Origin of the sequence: Aliagarivorans marinus DSM 23064 (assembly GCF_000429485.1) — a bacterium.
Lineage (GTDB): Bacteria > Pseudomonadota > Gammaproteobacteria > Enterobacterales > Celerinatantimonadaceae > Aliagarivorans > Aliagarivorans marinus.
The window spans coordinates 129,904-146,276 of the sequence record NZ_AUBY01000015.1 but is presented as its reverse complement, the minus strand read 5'-3'; the positions used below and the strand labels follow the sequence as shown (position 1 = coordinate 146,276).

At 56.4% G+C, this 16,373-nt stretch carries 15 protein-coding genes; 5 read left to right on the top strand and 10 right to left on the bottom strand.

Annotation, left to right across the window (positions count from 1 at the left end; translation table 11 throughout):
- Positions 1–34: 34 nt before the first annotated feature.
- The 3 genes from recQ to G461_RS0106745 all read right to left on the bottom strand — a co-directional run bounded on the left by recQ (position 35) and on the right by G461_RS0106745 (position 3,977).
- Complete coding sequence (gene recQ / locus G461_RS0106755; protein WP_051333409.1) at positions 35–1,867, bottom strand: DNA helicase RecQ; 1,833 nt, start codon at positions 1,865–1,867, stop codon at positions 35–37.
- Positions 1,868–1,946: 79 nt separating this feature from the next.
- Positions 1,947–2,858, bottom strand: coding sequence for an N-acetylmuramic acid 6-phosphate etherase (gene murQ / locus G461_RS0106750; RefSeq protein ID WP_026971262.1), 912 nt, complete (start codon positions 2,856–2,858; stop codon positions 1,947–1,949).
- A 15-nt stretch (positions 2,859–2,873) separates the two neighbouring features.
- Positions 2,874–3,977, bottom strand: coding sequence for an anhydro-N-acetylmuramic acid kinase (locus G461_RS0106745; protein WP_026971261.1), 1,104 nt, complete (start codon positions 3,975–3,977; stop codon positions 2,874–2,876).
- Positions 3,978–4,278: 301 nt separating this feature from the next.
- On the opposite strand from G461_RS0106745, the gene G461_RS0106740 reads away from it, so the two are divergent.
- Positions 4,279–4,854 carry an AbiTii domain-containing protein gene (locus tag G461_RS0106740; RefSeq protein WP_026958229.1) on the top strand — a complete coding sequence of 192 codons (576 nt, stop codon included), beginning with the start codon at positions 4,279–4,281 and terminating at the stop codon, positions 4,852–4,854.
- A gap of 86 nt (positions 4,855–4,940) precedes the next feature.
- Entirely contained in the window at positions 4,941–5,822 is an 882-nt protein-coding gene (rarD, locus tag G461_RS0106735; RefSeq protein WP_026971260.1) for an EamA family transporter RarD, read from the top strand.
- Positions 5,823–5,854: 32 nt separating this feature from the next.
- Here the strand turns inward: rarD and uvrD are convergent, their stop codons facing one another.
- Positions 5,855–8,026, bottom strand: a complete 2,172-nt coding sequence (uvrD, locus tag G461_RS0106730; protein ID WP_026958227.1) for a DNA helicase II — start codon at positions 8,024–8,026, stop codon at positions 5,855–5,857.
- A 172-nt stretch (positions 8,027–8,198) separates the two neighbouring features.
- On the opposite strand from uvrD, the gene G461_RS26050 reads away from it, so the two are divergent.
- Complete coding sequence (locus G461_RS26050) at positions 8,199–9,884, top strand: bifunctional metallophosphatase/5'-nucleotidase (RefSeq protein WP_051333408.1); 1,686 nt, start codon at positions 8,199–8,201, stop codon at positions 9,882–9,884.
- Between the two features lie 49 nt (positions 9,885–9,933).
- Here G461_RS26050 and G461_RS0106720 read toward each other — a convergent pair whose 3' ends face one another.
- Together G461_RS0106720 and G461_RS0106715 are read right to left on the bottom strand one after the other, a co-directional pair.
- On the bottom strand, positions 9,934–10,224 hold the full coding sequence (locus G461_RS0106720; protein ID WP_026971259.1) for a hypothetical protein: 291 nt from the start codon (positions 10,222–10,224) through the stop codon (positions 9,934–9,936).
- 173 nt (positions 10,225–10,397) lie between these two features.
- Positions 10,398–10,940 (bottom strand): helix-turn-helix domain-containing protein, encoded by a 543-nt coding sequence (locus G461_RS0106715; RefSeq protein WP_026971258.1) that lies wholly within the window; start codon positions 10,938–10,940, stop codon positions 10,398–10,400.
- A 178-nt stretch (positions 10,941–11,118) separates the two neighbouring features.
- Between G461_RS0106715 and G461_RS0106710 the strand changes: the two genes are divergently transcribed.
- Positions 11,119–12,315, top strand: coding sequence for a benzoate/H(+) symporter BenE family transporter (locus G461_RS0106710; protein ID WP_035479597.1), 1,197 nt, complete (start codon positions 11,119–11,121; stop codon positions 12,313–12,315).
- Positions 12,316–12,449: 134 nt separating this feature from the next.
- Complete coding sequence (locus G461_RS0106705; RefSeq protein WP_026971256.1) at positions 12,450–13,220, top strand: hypothetical protein; 771 nt, start codon at positions 12,450–12,452, stop codon at positions 13,218–13,220.
- A 5-nt stretch (positions 13,221–13,225) separates the two neighbouring features.
- Here G461_RS0106705 and G461_RS0106700 read toward each other — a convergent pair whose 3' ends face one another.
- The 4 genes from G461_RS0106700 to dapF are packed head-to-tail and all read right to left on the bottom strand — an operon-like array spanning position 13,226 to position 16,373.
- Positions 13,226–13,924, bottom strand: coding sequence for an HAD-IA family hydrolase (locus G461_RS0106700; protein WP_026971255.1), 699 nt, complete (start codon positions 13,922–13,924; stop codon positions 13,226–13,228).
- 9 nt (positions 13,925–13,933) lie between these two features.
- Positions 13,934–14,845: a tyrosine recombinase XerC gene (gene xerC, locus G461_RS0106695; protein WP_026971254.1), complete on the bottom strand. Its 912-nt coding sequence runs from the start codon at positions 14,843–14,845 to the stop codon at positions 13,934–13,936.
- Positions 14,842–15,546 carry a DUF484 family protein gene (locus G461_RS0106690; protein WP_026971253.1) on the bottom strand — a complete coding sequence of 235 codons (705 nt, stop codon included), beginning with the start codon at positions 15,544–15,546 and terminating at the stop codon, positions 14,842–14,844. The genes xerC and G461_RS0106690 overlap by 4 nt, the downstream gene beginning before the upstream one ends.
- Positions 15,543–16,373: a diaminopimelate epimerase gene (dapF, locus tag G461_RS0106685; RefSeq protein WP_026958220.1), complete on the bottom strand. Its 831-nt coding sequence runs from the start codon at positions 16,371–16,373 to the stop codon at positions 15,543–15,545. The genes G461_RS0106690 and dapF overlap by 4 nt, the downstream gene beginning before the upstream one ends.

Below are 16,373 nucleotides of genomic sequence, written 5' to 3'. Positions count from 1 at the left end.
GGTTAGCGCGTAAAGGGCTTAGCCAATCATTCGGTTATTGGTTGTAACGGCTAATCAGCGCCATAAATTCATCGCCATAACGCTCTAACTTTTTCAGGCCAACGCCGCTGATGGCCAAGAACTCATGGCGGGTTTGTGGCTGTAGCTCGGCCATCTCTATCAGGCTCTTGTCATTGAACACCATAAACGGCTTGAGCTCTTCTTCTTCGGCCAAGCGCTTTCTGAGGTTACGCAGCATCGCCATCAAACGTTTATCGTAGTTCATCGACAGCGCCGGTGAGCTCCGTTTGCTGGTGATGTTCAAACGCGGCACTGCCAGCTCGAGGGCGTCTTCGGCCTTGAGGATTGGCCGCGCCGCCTCGGTGAGCTGCAAGGTGGAGCTTTGTACGATGTTTTGATTGAGTAGGCCAAGGTGAATAAGCTGGCGCAATACACTTACCCAATGGTCATGGCTCTTGTCCTTGCCAATGCCATGGGTGCTCAGCTTGTGGTGGCCTTGCTCTAATACCCGCTGACCTTGGCTGCCGCGCAGCACCTCGACCACATAACCAATGCCAAAGCGTTGACCTAGGCGATAAACACAGGACAGCGCTTTTTGCGCATCTTCCAGGCCGTCGTAGCGCTTGGGTGGGTCAAGGCAGACATCGCAGTTTCCACAGGGCTTAGAGTGGTACTCGTCGAAGTAGTTGAGCAAGACCTGGCGACGACAGGTAAGCGCCTCAGCAAAGGCCACCATGGCGTTGAACTTGTGGCTCTCGACTTGCCGCTGTTGCTCGTTTTCCTGCTCGTCGATCATCCGACGCACCCAGCCGGTGCTATCTGAGCCATAGAGCAGCACCGCTTCGGCCTCTAAGCCGTCGCGACCGGCGCGGCCGGTTTCCTGATAGTAGGCTTCGATATTGCGGGGCAGGTCGTAGTGAAAGACATAACGCACATTTGGCTTGTCGATACCCATACCAAAGGCAACCGTGGCCACCACCAGCTGCAGTTCATCGGCTTGAAACTGCTCTTGCACCGAGCGGCGCAGCTCTAGCGGCAGCCCAGCATGGTAGGCGGCGGCGCGAAAGCCCGCTTGCTGCAGCTTTTCTGCCAGCTCTTCCACCCGTTTGCGGCTGCCGCAATAGACGATGCCGGCGTTATCTTCCTGACAGCGTACATAGCCAAGCAGCTGCTGCCATGGGCGATACTTCTCTTGCAGGGTGTAGCGAATGTTCGGCCGATCAAAGCTGGATAGCTGGATAAACGGTTGGTTCAGCTGCAAGCGCTGCAGGATGTCTTGGCGCGTCGCCTCATCAGCCGTCGCGGTCAAGGCGACCACCGGTACATTGGGGAAGCGCTGTTTCAGCCCGCCCAAATCGGCATATTCAGGGCGAAAATCGTGGCCCCATTGGGAGATACAGTGAGCTTCGTCGATGGCAAACAGGCTGGGCTGCCAGCTACTTAGATACTCGAGGAAGTCACCGCCTAACAGCCGCTCTGGCGAGATATACAGCAGCTTGAGCTGTCCATGATAGAGCTGACTATACACCGCACTTTGCTGCTCGCGGGTGAGGCTGGAGTTTAGGTAGGCGGCGCTGACACCGTTGGCCAGTAGGCTATCGACCTGATCCTTCATCAGCGATATCAGTGGAGAGATTACCACGGTCAGCCCAGGTTGTAGCAATGCCGGCACCTGATAACACAGCGACTTGCCACCGCCGGTGGGCATAATCACCAGTGAGTCTTGGCCTTGCAGGATGGCGCTGATCACTGCCTCCTGACCACGACGAAACTGTTCGTAACCGAACACTTCGCGCAGGATTTGCAGGGCAGCAGCAGGGGAACTCACGGTCAGGTTATCTCGGGCATCACTTAAAAGGTGGGCCATTTTACCCACTGCCCAGCCGCTTGCCTAGGCGCGCTGGGGCGATGTGGAATAATTTTTATTTAGGCGGTTTTAGCCCCGCTTAGTTCGATCTCAGCGCCTGACGGATCACGCCGTGATTGTTCGCCAGTAGCGCTTTGGCATCACTCGGCGCTAAGCCACTGAGACCAATCATAATTGCCAGCTTGGTATCGAACTGCGCTTGCTCAAGCAGCACATAAGCTTGTGCCTCTGGGCACTGGCACGCTTGCATCACTATGCGCTGGGCGCGCGCTTGCAGCTTCTCGTTGGTGGCCTTGAGATCGACCATCAGGTTTTGATAGCTCTTGCCCCAGCGGATCATGCTGGCGGTGCTCAACATGTTCAGAACCAGCTTTTGGGCGGTGCCAGCTTTTAGGCGGGTAGAACCGGTGAGCGCCTCGGGGCCGACCACTGGCGCAATACTGATAGCGGCCGCATCGGCAATCGCCGAGTCTGGGTTACAGCTCAGTGCCACAGTGGTGGCGCCGAGTGATTCAGCATAGGCCAGACCACCTAACACATAGGGAGTGCGCCCACTGGCGGCGATCCCCACTAACACGTCATCGCCAGTCAAAGCGATGGCCTGCAGATCGGCCTGTGCCAAAGTTAGGCTGTCTTCGGCCCCTTCCTGAGCACGAAACATCGCCTGTTCGCCACCGGCGATTAAACCAATCACGGTGTTTTCATCCACCCCAAAGGTTGGCGGGCATTCTGATGCATCCAATACGCCCAGTCGCCCCGAGGTTCCCGCGCCAATATAGATCAGGCGACCACCACAGCGAAAAGCCTCGGTGATTTTATCCACCGCCTCAGCGATGGCTGGCAGGCACTGGGCCACCGCATCGGCCACGCCGCGGTCCTGTTGATTCAGTTTGGTCACCAAGGCCAAGCTATCAAGCTGGTCGATATCCATGGTCTCTGGGTTGCGGCCTTCCGAGACCAGGCTAGCCAGTTGGTTTAGTAGTTCACTCATTGCTTGATATCCAGATTAAGGGGCAGGGTAGATGGCACCCAAGCTGACCACTCGGCTCGCGCCGGTCACCGCCGGTAGATTGCTCGGTAGATTATGAATGCGCCGATAGGCCAGCCAGGCAAAGGCGATCGCCTCCAGGTTATCGGGGTCGATACCATAATCAGCGCTGCTGCGAAGCTGCCAGTCAGGCAGCGCTTGGGCGAGCTGCTGCTGCAGATAGGCGTTTTGCGCGCCTCCGCCGCAGACCACTAGCTCAGGCTGCTCTCCTTGGCCGTGTATGCGCAGTTGCTCGGCCAAGCTGATAACGGTCAGTTCCAGCAGTGTTGCTTGTACATCTTCGGCAGCATAGTGCGCATCGCCGATTAGCGATGTTAGCCACGATAGGTTGAACAGCTCTCGCCCGGTGCTTTTAGGCGCAGGCTGTTGAAAATAGGGTTCGGCCAGCATCTTGGCCAGTAACTCCGGCAGCGCTTGACCTTGTGCTGCCCATGCGCCATCGCGATCAAAGCTAAGACCTCGCTGCTCAGCGATCCACGCATCCAGCAACATATTAGCCGGACCGGTATCGTAGCCAATGCAGCTACCATCGGCTTGCAGCACCGTAATGTTGGCAATGCCGCCCAAGTTGACGATCACCCGCGTTGAATCACTTACTGGAAACATCTGTTGATGGAAGGCCGGAACCAGCGGCGCGCCTTGACCGCCAAAGGCCATATCCAGGCGCCGAAAATCTGCAACCGTGGTCACCCCTGTGCGCGCTGCAATCAAATTAGCATCGCCCAGTTGCAGGGTGAACGGGTACTCGCCGGTGGGCTGGTGAAACACCGTTTGCCCATGGCTGCCAATGGCGCGAATATCCTTGGCGGCTATGGCTGATTCATCGAGCAGAGCGTTAACGGCCTCGGCAAACAGCAGACCGAGCCGATGATCCAGTTCGCCAATCGCTTTTAAACTGGTGGGCTGGCCCTGATTCACCGCCAGTAGATCGGCTTTTAAGGAGGGGGGCATAGGGTGGGCGCGTTGCTGCAGCAGCTGACAGTGCTGGGCGTCGATGGCGACCAACACCGCATCCACGCCATCCATACTGGTGCCAGACATTAAGCCGATATAGTGCTCCACGCGTAACTCCTCATTGTTAGTCTTCCGATTACCTGCCGCTCACCAGGCAACGTGAAGGGCGCAGTCGCTTCTCAATTAAGACCCCAAGGGCTGCTGGGCTAGCTTAGGCAAAATCAGGCGGTGAATAAACCATTTTACCGAGGGTTTACACTGAATACATGGAAGATTTATTTCTTGGGTGGAATTTAATCTTCCCAATGTCATCAATGGCTTAGCGAGTTCACTTAATCGAAGCCCTGACTAAAATTTATTCAATTTAGGGCGTATAATTACTATCCGCTTACCCGCAAGGAAGGATACCGTGAATCAAACCATGGAGTTGGCTCCTCGCCATGTCGAACCTATCCTCAGCCAAGCTATTCATCTGGCGGAGCAGTATCAGCTAGACGATATCGCTAGCTGGCTCAAGCATGAACTCGGCGGCTACGGCGACTTTGCAGACTACCCTGACTACCGCCTGCTGGATTGCCAGCTGTTCGGTATTTTCCTCAAAGACGGCAGTGATCAGCAGCACTTCGAAGAGATCCACAGCGACTGCCTGAGTGAGCGGGACCGCGGACGGCTATGCCACCTCTACCTGCGCCGCCCCATGGCCTACTATCTGGAGAAACCGCGCGAGATCAAACGCAACTGGCCCACTTCGATACTGGCCAGTTACTCACGCGAGCTGATCCCCGGCTATCGCTGTATTCAAGCATGGCAAAGCCATCAAGCACCGATAGGCAAGCGTTTGGTCGACGGCGCCTTAGGCCATCTGTGGCACTTGGCCCGAGGGCACCACGAGTTTTGTGACAAAATGGAACGCTTGCTGGATCTGCGCGCCAAGCCACTGCCCTATCTTATCGATGCCTGGCACCACCAAAGCCATAATCACTGAGTTTCTTGCCTAACCCAGTGGTGATCATCTAGTGAGCCAGCTCACAGACTGATAAACTAAGGCCTTGTTTACCAAGACCTATTCCCATGCCTGAAAATGCCACTCGCCAAGGGGTGTTGTACGCCCTGGCGGCCTACATCATTTGGGGTATCGCCCCGATCTATTTTAAGTCTGTCTCCGTGGTTCCACCGCTGGAGATTCTGGCGCATCGGGTGCTCTGGTCCTGCGTATTATTGGTGGTATTGCTGTTTATCAGTCGCCAGTGGCATGCGGTGGTGGCGGTACTCAAGCACCCCAAGCAGCGGCTTATTCTGATAGCGACTTCACTGCTGGTTGCCTGTAACTGGCTGATATTTATCTGGTCGGTGGCCAATAATCGGATGCTCGACGCCAGCCTCGGCTATTACATCAATCCGCTGTTTAACATTGTGCTGGGGATGCTGTTCTTGGGCGAGCGCTTCCGCCGCCGTCAGTGGCTGGCGATTGGCTTGGCAGGGGCTGGCGTGGCGATTCAGATCATCGCCTTTGGCTCGCTACCTTGGATTGCGCTATCACTGGCCAGCAGCTTTGGCTTGTATGGCTTGTTGCGTAAGAAGGTCAATCTGGGGGCGCTGCCCGGTCTGTTTATCGAGACCTTGTGGCTACTTCCGGTCGCGGTGGGTTTCCTGCTAATGAGCGACAGCCCAAGCACCACACTTGGCAACAACCCGTGGCAGCTGAACGGCTTGCTGCTTAGCGCTGGGGTGGTGACCACCTTGCCGCTGCTGGCCTTTGCCGCCGCAGCAACCCGCCTAAGGCTGTCGACTATCGGCTTCTTCCAGTACATCGGCCCATCGATGATGTTTGCCTTGGCGGTTGGGATCTACGACGAGCCACTGGTGCTGAGTAAGATGATTACCTTCGGCTTTATCTGGTGTGCCTTGGCGGTGTTTAGTTGGGATGCCTACCAGCACCAACGCAAGGCATAACTAAGCAGGCGCTTAGTAAGAAAAGAGGGGCGCTAGAGCGCCTCGAGCCGCGCATAAGCGACCACCAGCCACTTGCTACCCGCCTGTTCAAACTGCACCTGTACCCGGCTCTGGGCACCGCTGCCTTCAAAGTTAAGCACGATCCCCTCACCAAACTTCGGATGCATCACCCGCTGGCCCAAGCTAAAGCCGCTATCGGCGAAGGCGGCTTGCTGTAACTGCGGCGAAAAACGCCCTTGCTGCATCGGTCGGCTGATATTGGTGTTAAGGCGGATCTCATCCAAGCAATCGGCCGGCAGTTCACGTAGGAAACGCGAAGGCGGATGCAGTGCCTCTTTGCCGTATAAACGGCGACTCTCGGCATGACAGAGGAACAGCTTCTCCATCGCCCGGGTCATGCCCACGTAGCACAAGCGGCGCTCTTCCTCGAGCCGGCCACTCTCTTCGCTGGATTGCTGGCTGGGGAACATGCCCTCTTCCAGACCCACCATAAACACCACCGGGAACTCCAAACCTTTGGCACTGTGCAGGGTCATCAGCTGCACCGCATCCTGATCGGCCTCGGCTTGATTGTCGCCCGCCTCCAGTGCGGCATGCGACAAGAATGCTAGCAGCGGCGACATATCTTCGTCTTCTTCCGACGGCGAGAACTGCTGCGTGGCGTTGACCAGTTCCTCAAGGTTTTCCACCCGCGCCTGCGCCTTCTCGCCCTTTTCGGCTTGGTACATGGCCAGCAGGCCAGAGCCTTTAATCACTTGGTCGCACAGCTCATGTAAGTCGAGATCGCGGGTCGACTCCGCCAGATTATGGATAAGCTGCAGGAACAGCCCCACTGCGTTCGCCGCACGCCCGGGCAGAATTTTGTGCTCGACACAGTGATGGGCCGCCTGCCACATACTCAGCTGCATCTCGCGCGCACTTTGGCGCAGCAGCTCGATGGTGCGCTGACCGATACCACGAGCCGGGGTATTGACCACCCGCTCAAACGAAGTGTCGTCGTGGGCATTGCTAACCAGGCGCATATAGGCCAGCGCATCTTTAATCTCTTGGCGCTCGAAGAAGCGCAGGCCACCGTAGATGCGGTAGGCCATGCGCTCTTGCATTAAGGCTTCTTCCAAGACCCGCGACTGGGCGTTGTTTCGATACAGGATGGCGCAATCCGACAGCCCGGTGCCTTGCTCCAAACGTTGCTGGATCCGCGCCACCACAAAGCGTGCCTCATCGATATCGTTGAAGGCGGTGTAGACCGAGATCTTCTCGCCCTCTTGCCCCTCGGTCCACAGGCTCTTGCCCATGCGACCTTGGTTATTCTCGATTAACTGGTTGGAGGCCTTCAGAATGGTCGCACTGGAGCGGTAGTTCTGCTCCAAGCGGATGGTGCTCACCTTGGGCACATCCTCTTCAAAGCGTTGAATGTTCTCGATCTTGGCCCCACGCCAACCGTAGATACTCTGATCGTCGTCGCCCACGATCATGATGTTGTTTTCATCGGTGACCAGCATTCGTAGCCAGGCATACTGGATGGTGTTGGTATCCTGGAATTCGTCCACCAAGATATGGCGGAAGCGACGCTGGTAGTGCTGCAGGATGTGCGGCTGCTTTAGCCACAGCTCGTGGGCGCGCAACAGTAGCTCGGCAAAATCCACCAGCCCAGCCCGGTCGCAGGCTTCCTGATAGGCCTTATAGACTTCCACATAGGTGCGCTCCACCGGGTTGTGGCTGTAATCCACATGATCGGGGCGCAGCCCTTCGTCTTTGCGGGCATTGATATACCATTGGATCTGCTTGGGTGGCCACTGCTTCTCATCGAGGTTCATCGCCTTGATAATGCGGCGCAGCAAGCGGTATTGATCGTCAGAGTCGAGGATCTGAAAATCCTCTGGCAGGCCCGCATCGCGGTGGTGGGCGCGCAGCAAACGGTGCGCCAAGGAGTGGAAGGTGCCCAGCCACATGCCCTGAAAGCGCCCACCTAACAATCTCTCGACCCGCGAGCGCATCTCGGCCGCTGCCTTGTTGGTAAAGGTTACCGCTAACACCGAAAGGGGAGAGTTGTGCTCAACCTGCATCAACCAGGCGATCCGATGGACTAACACCCGAGTCTTACCACTGCCGGCACCGGCCAGTACCAGTATGTTGGAAGGCGGAGCTGCAACAGCTTCGCGCTGCTTATCGTTCAGCCCATCTAACAGCAGTGAAATATCCATCAAAGTCTCTTCGGCAGGTGTTCAAGAAAAGACTGTATATTATAACAGGTACCCGATGGGGTCACGGGCAAAGTTTCTACACCGCCTTTTGCTGGTTCACGAGCAAAACTTGCAGCTCAATGTGATCAATCTCACTATAATATGTTGGCGTTACGCGCTTTTCGGAGAATCTATGAGCGACACTCTTTATCTGGCCCACATCAATGACACCCACTCGCACTTTGATCCCAGCCCGGTAAACCTGAGCTTCGATATTGACCAGCAAAGCAAGCCCTACACCATCGATTGTGGTGGCTATGCGCAGATCGCCAGCGCGGTAGCCCAGCACCGCGAGAATGCCGCCGAGCAGCACTGCCCACATCTGCTACTGCATGCCGGCGACAGCTTTCAGGGAAGTCTCTATTTCAGCTGCTATAAGGGGCGTGCTAACTCGCGGCTACTGAATATGCTGCGCCCAGACGCCATGACCATCGGCAATCACGAGTTTGACCTAGGCAACGATCCGCTGCAGGAGTTTATCGCCGAAGCCGATTTTCCCTTGCTGGCGGGCAATATGGATCTCAGCCAAGAGAACCAAGCTAAGTCTCATCCGATGCGCCCGCTGGAGAATCTCTACAGCTACAACAGCGAGAAGGGCATCGCCCAATACCTGCTTAAATCCATGGGTGAGGCGCCATTGGCGATCTTCGGTATCACCCTGGATAGCATGCCCAGCATTGGCAGTCCGGACCCTGATTGCCTGTTTGTCGATGCCATCGAGACCACTCGCATCACGGTCAAGCACCTTAAACAGCAGGGAATACACCGCATTATCGTGTTGAGTCATTTGGGCTACGCCGGCGATGTTGCACTGGCCGAAGCCGTCCCCGGCATCAGCCTCATTATTGGTGGGCATACCCATAGCATCAGCGGCGACTTCAGCGATCTGAACGTGGCCAAGGCCGAAGATATCAACCATCGCCCCAACGGCAGCTTGATCCTACATGCCGGCCAGCACGCCGAATCCATTGGGCTGTTCCAGCTGCGTTTTGACCAAGATGGTCAGGTTCATCAGCTTGAGGGCGGGGTCAAATTTCTGGTCGACAGCGATAACCTCGGCGTTCCCGCAACTATCAGTGGCGTAGAGCGCAGCCAGCTCAAGCAAGCCATCGTCGACCATCCACAGCTGCAGCGTGTGCCACGGCAAGCGGCCATGGAAACCCTGATTGCCCGGGAATATCGCCCAGCCATCGAAGCGATGCACCGCCAGCAGATCGCCGAGCTGCCTTGGCCGCTGATCCACACCCGCCTGCCCAATGAACAGTTCCCAGCGGGCAGTGAGATCGCCCCACTGGTGTGCAAAGCGTTTTATCTGGCGGCGCAAACCCAAGGTGAGATCGACTTCGCCCTGCATAACGCGGGTGGTGTGCGGGTGTCTCTAAAAGCCGGGCCGCTAACTCTGGCCGAAGTTCATGGGCGCTTGCTGCCCTTCCAGATCCCGATTGTGGCCTACAGCATCAAAGGCAAGGACTTGCGCCAGGCCTTGGAGGGTGCGCTCAACAACGCCTTTAATAACGGCGTCATTGGCAGCGGCGATGGTAGCTACCCTTACTGCTATCGGCTGCGTTTTCACTATGAGCCAGATAATGTCGCAGGCGAGCGGGTCCAAAGGCTTCAGCTTTACCGCGATGGAGAGTGGCAAGCGGTTTGCGATGACAGTCAATATCGCGGCGTTTCATCGGCTTATACCCTGGCAGGCAAAGAAGGCTACTCCATGCTGACACGCAGTGGCCAGCACCACGAGCTGGGTTATACCATGAGTGATGCCTTCGCGGAGTTCGCCTTTGAGATCTTTGGTAATCAATCAGCCACCGCATAACGGTGGCTGATGGGTTGGTTCTGGGGGTATGGGCTGGGTTTTGGTGGTGCTAAAGATCACGCATCAGTACTTCAAACTCCTCTTGAGCATCCTGAATCGCGAACATCAGTTCTTTGGCATCATTGGGGTTGAGTTGCACCTGCCACTCAACATGCTGATGCTGGGTTGAATCAAAGCATTGCAGCTTGGCATCGCTGGTAAAGGTAAGCAGCTCAAATTCGGCGTGTAGCACTTGCTGCTGCTCTTCCAGCAACACATCCAGCTCACCCAGCGGGGTAAATGCCACGTGTGCATGTACATGATCTTGCGGCAAGGTGTAGTGCTTGTATGTGACTAACATATTGCCCTCCTAGCTAATTAAAGTTGTCACCCGGTCATGTAGACCGATTACCGTTTAGCGAGGTCGAGAGACCTTCCGGACAATTATAGGAAAGACTCAATAGGGCTAACTGAGCGCAAATTTAATTTGTCTCTCTTATTTTGTTTAGGCTGTCACGCCACTTATACAGTTTTTTATTGATAGTGAATAAGGTTATGAAACAGCAACGAATTCTCACTTGTGTTTCGATAGCCATGGGGGCGGTTGGCAGCAAAACGGTACACCTCCCCTTGCTTTAAAGTAAGCCACTGTTGATCAATCAAGATCTGCAGTTCTCCTTGGATCACGGTCACGTGTTCGGTCACACCGTGGTCGTGGGCTTCCGACAAATGTTGCTGCCCCGGGGTCATACCAATAGCAAACAACTCAAAGCCAAACGTCGGGTCGAAGGGCAGCAGAACCTGGTAGCTAAGATCGCCCGGGCGCACATCCTGACTAAGCAATGCCGGGTCATCTGGCAAGGTGGCCGACATATCCAGAAACGCAGTGAGCGGGCGCTGCATGCCGGTGGCAATCTTCCACATTCGCGCCACCGTCGGGCTAGATTCGCCCCGTTCAATCTGCCCCAGCATGGCCTTCGACACGCCGGTATGCTTGGCGGCAGTATCCAAACTCCAACCCAGCTCGCGACGGATCGCCCGCAGCTTCTCACCCAACTGACTATCAAACTCTTGCATCACTGCCCTATCCGTTTCGCTCTAGGTCGCTTAGTTGCGCCTTTGCTCTTTGCTGCTGTTCTCTGCTGCATTTCTCACTGCATCTTCGGCTTGTGCGTTATAACGCACAGGTGCTAAGCTATGTTCGTTCGTGCGCTATAACGCACATTAGCCGATAGTCGGATAACAAGGAAGTACTATGTTCAGTCTGCCACGATTTCGTCTCGCTCATCTGAGCACCGGATTTATCGCCGCCTTGGTCGGCTATGCCAGCGCGATTGCCATTGTGATTCAGGCAGCCGAAGCGGCGGGCGCAGACTCTCAGTGGCTAGGTTCTTGGCTGGTGAGCTTGGGCTTGGTGATGGGGCTGACCAGTATCGGCCTATCGTGGCGCTACAAGATGCCGGTACTTACCGCGTGGTCGACGCCCGGTGCCGCCTTGCTGGCCAGCAGCCTCGGCGATGCAACGCCTGCCCAAGCGGTGGGCTGCTTTCTGTTTGCTGCAGCCTTGTCGCTGCTGTTGGCGGTTAGTGGTGGTATGGCCAAGGTGCAACGCTGGATCCCCAAGCACATCGCCGCCGGCATGCTCGCCGGCGTGCTGGTCTCCATTACCATCAAGATAACCGGCTACGTGGAGCAAACCCCGCTGCTACTGGGCGGAATGCTGGTGACCTACATCGTGGCCAAGCGCTGGTTGGCCACCTATACCATGCCCTTGGTGCTGCTCTGTGGCCTGCTGCTTAGCTTTCAGCTCGACTTGTACCAAAGCCAGCCGCTTAACTGGTCAGCGCCCACGCTGTATTGGCAGCCGCCGGAGTTCTCTTTTGATTTACTGCTCGGGGTTGGCTTTCCGCTGTTCTTAGTCACCCTCAGTTCTCAAAACATTGCCGGTCTGGCCGTGATGCAGGCCCATGGCTTCAAGGCTCCGGTATCGCGCTTACTGGGCCACTGCGCTTGGGTTAACCTGCTAACCGCCCCCTTTGGCTGCTTCTCGTTTGGCTTGTCTTCCATCACGGCCGCCATTTGCATGAACCCGCAGGTTGAGGCCGATAAGGACAAACGCTATCAGGTCACCATCTGGGCAGGGGTGATCTACCTCATCGCCGGACTCATGGGCAGCCTGCTGATCGCATTGGTGGCTATCTGCCCACAGGCCTTGATCATCGCGCTGGCCGCATTTGGCTTACTATCGACCATTGCCAATAGCCTACACAGCGCCTTGGCTGAGCCCAAAGGTCGGGAAGGGGCATTGGTTTGCTTCTTAGTGACCGCGGCGGGCTTTGGCTGGTGGGGGGTCGGCGCGCCGTTCTGGGGACTCCTGCTAGGTGTGCTGGTAGACCGCTTGCTCAATCTACGACTTCAGCAGATCAAGGCCGTCCAAGCTGACCCCAACTAGGTATTTTTGTCAGATAAATTTACAACCAAGAATAACCGCATATTTAAAGCATTGATAAAAAAGGTATTTTATAGTGGCGTGACTTTTGCTTTAGTCAGTAGAGACTTTTTAGAGCTAATGACCTAATGAAGAATATGCTTGGATATCGACGCTTACTACTTGCCGCCAGCATGGCCGGACTCAGCTACACCGCAAGCGCCAACCTGCTTACTTTTGACGAGTTTGCCCATGGCCAGGTAATCACCGACCAGTACGCCGGTGTCACCATCTCCGCGGATAACTATGACCCCAACGCCGACGACCATGCCGTGGTCTACGACACCCAACCGCGGGTCGGCGATGCTGCGGGCTTAAGCAATGAAGACCCGGACCTGATCGGCCCGAACTGGGGCGCAGGCAATCTAGGCGACACCAGTGAGCTATTTATGGGTGGCGTACTGATTATCCAAGAAAACAACCGCGATTGCGCCAGCGGCATCTGCTCTAGCCCAGACGACGAGGGCACCCGCCCGGCAGGTATCCTTAGCTTCAGCTTTGATAATGCCATTAGCGAACTTGGCTTCGACCTTATCGACGTGGAAGGTCCGGAAGAGTACAACGACGATGCTGGCTACGTCGCCTTGCTGTTCGATGAGCTGGGTAATGAGCTGGGCCGCATCGGCTTTGGCAGCCTGGTCGGCGATGGCATCAACAATGCGGTGTTCGGTAATAACTCGGTGAACCGGATTGCCCCCATCGACCTGGCGGGCTTTGGTTCGGTGACCCAAGTGGACTTTGTGTTCGGCGGATCAGCGGCCATCGACAACGTCTACTACAGCGTCAATGAGCCACTTCGCCTTGGCTTGTTCGGTTCGGTGTTGCTGCTACTGGCACTGCGCACCCGCCAGCTACGCCGCAGCAGGTAATCTCGTTAGAGTATCTCAGCTAGCGCCTGTAGATGGTGGATCTCCACATCTGGCAGGTGCTTAATCGCTGGTTGGTGTGGCTGCGGGTTGAGCCACACGCTTTTAAAGCCTGCCCGCACCGCGCCACTCACGTCACTCACCGGATGATCGCCGATATGGGCAATCTCATTGGGCGCCAGCGCTAAGCGCTCAGCGGCCAGCTGGAACAAATCACCTGCCGGCTTGGCTTTGTGGCCACCTTCTCCCGCCCGCAGACTGAACTCGAAGACATCACCCAGACCTATCTGCTGCAGATCCACATTGCCATTGGTGATCGCCACCAGCCGATAGCGTTCAGCCAGCTGTTGGAGCAATGCCAAGCTCTCTGCTGGCACTTGAAAGTCACTGCGCACTGCAACAAAGCGCTCAACCAGTGCCTTGGCCTCGCTGGCATGATCACTCACCCCCAGCTCTTTAAACGCCAGGCTCACCCAAGCTTCGCGACAGGCAGTGACATCGTGCTTGAGGATCGGCTCGGCGCGGGTCACCCGCTGCTTGTAGCTACGCCAATGATGGGCGGTGAGGTTGGCCGTTTCAGGGCGCTGTTTGAGCTGCGCCATCAGCCATGCTTCAGCACGCTCAATGTAGGGCCCGTTATCGTACAGCGTGTCGTCCAGGTCAAACGACAATGCCTGAGGCCGCTGCCAGGCGCGATAGAATCTCATAACTTCACCTTAATCGGGTTTGCGTTTAGCGCGAGGGTGGGCGCTGTCGTAGATCTTGGCCAAGTGAGCAAAATCCAGATGGGTATAGACCTGGGTGGTGGAGAGATCGGCATGACCCAGCAGCTCTTGTACCGCTCGCAGATCCCCCGAGCTTTCCAGCATATGGGTTGCAAAGGAGTGACGCAGTTTATGCGGGTGCAGGTTCTGCCCCAGCCCCTGCTGCAGCGCCCAACGCTTGAGACGTTGTTGGACGTTGCGCGGGCTGATCCGCCGCTGTCGCTTACTCACAAACAACGCCGGCTCGCTGCTATCGTCGAAGATCAAGGCCTTACGCATCGCCAGCCAGTTCTTCAGCGCCTGTGCCGCTTTGCTGCCAAAAGGCACCAATCGCTGCTTATTGCCCTTACCCGTTACCTTGAGCATGCTTTGACTGAAATCGACATCACTGACATTCAAAGACACCAGCTCCGCCAAGCGCAGCCCGCTGGCATAGAACAGCTCTATCATCGCCAGATCGCGACTGCTTAACAGCTCATCGCCCTCGTGATTGACCAACTGGGTAACCGAGTCCACATCCAGATTCTTCGGCAGCGGCTTATCCAGCTTGGGGGAGGCGACTGCCTTAGCCGGGTTATAGGCCAGCTCACCACGCAGCACCATGTACTCGCAGAAACTGCGCAGGCAAGACAAACGATGGCCCATTGAACGCGGCGCTAGCCCGCGGGATTTAAGCCGCAGCAGCAGCAGTCGGACGGCATCGGTATCTAGCTCGGTCCAGCCTTGGTAGCCAGCAGCAAGCAGATAGTCTTTGAGTTGGTGAAGAGCGCGATGATAGTTGTTGAGGGTGGCCGGGCTATAGCGGCGCTCGACTTCCAGGTGGCGCAAGTAGCGCTCTAGTGGGAGCTCGAAGGCCTCGCTCACAGCTCGTCACGCAATGGCAGTAGGCGCAGCAGCAAGCCACTCACCACTTGGCAGAGTTGGGTCAGCAGCAGGCTGTCCATCCCTTCCACGTAATGATCGGCATCTTTGCTGGCCGCCAGGAAAAAGCCCTGCTCAGCCTGTGAGCCCAGTGGCACCACCGCCACGGAGGAGACTTGCTCGTGAGAGTCGAACATTAGCTCGATCTCGCCTTTGCTAAGGCGGCCAAAGTAGTGCGGCTCCTCGCCGAGACGAGTCACCCGAAAGCGCTGCAGACGCTCTTCGTCGAGGGCGCATTCGCTAGCGTTTTCACTTAAATCGAAGTAATCCTGATTCAATCTCAGACTGACTTGGCTAACTCCCAAGCCATCAACAATCGCCCGGCGCAGCCGATGCTGCAGCTCGGCAAAAGAATCGCAGGCCAGCAGCGGCGGCAGTAGGTCGACATAGGCCTTGAAGATGCGCTCATTGTGGCTGGCTACCGTCATCAGATCGGTAATCTCTTGTTCGAGATTGGCCACCTTGCTGCGCAGCTGTTGAACTTGCAGCTCCACCAACGACACTGCACCGCGTTCGCTATGCGGTACCCGCAGCTGTTTAACCAGATGCGGATGGCGAGCGAAGAAGTCCGGGTTATCCTGGAGATACTCGCCAATCAGGGTTTCGTTGGTCAGCAGCGGCTGACTGAGATCGAAATCGCTCATAACTTCACTTGTCCATCGAAGACGTGCTCTGCGGGACCGGTCATCTTGACCGGCTTGCCGGGACCCTGCCAGAAGATCTTGAGCTTGCCACCGGGCAGCTCAACGGTCACTTTGTCGGCCAGTTTACCTTGTTGGCGGCCAATCACCATGGCCGCACAGGCACCGGTACCGCAGGCCTGGGTTTCCCCCACGCCGCGCTCATACACCCGCAGCTTGATATTGTGGCGATCCAACACCTGCATAAAGCCGACGTTCACCCGCTTAGGGAAGCGCTCGTGGCTCTCCAGGGTTTTACCTAGCGTCTCCAGCGGCGCTTGCTTGATGTTGTCGACATCGATAACGCAGTGGGGATTGCCCATCGACACCACCCCGCACATCACGGTCTGCTCTTGGGTGCGCAGGATATAGGTGCCCTCGGCTTTTTTCGCCTTAAACGGTACCCGCGAAGGTTCAAACTCGGGGATCCCCATATTGACCGACACCTGACCGTCTTGCTCAACATGCAGCACGATGTTGCCCGACTTGGTGCTAACCGCGATGCGTTTCTTGTTGGTCAGCCCTTGGTGTTGCACAAACCGGGCAAAACAGCGGGCGCCGTTGCCACACTGTTCCACCTCGCTGCCATCGGCATTGAAGATACGGTAGTGAAAGTCCAGATCCGGGTCGTAGGGCGGCTCGACCACCAGCATTTGGTCAAAGCCGATACCGCGGTTGCGATCGGCCAAACGGGCGATCGCATCGTTGTTGAAAAACAAGTTTTGGGTGACGTTATCGATCACCATAAAGTCGTTGCCCAAACCGTGCATTTTCGAAAAATTAACCAGCAT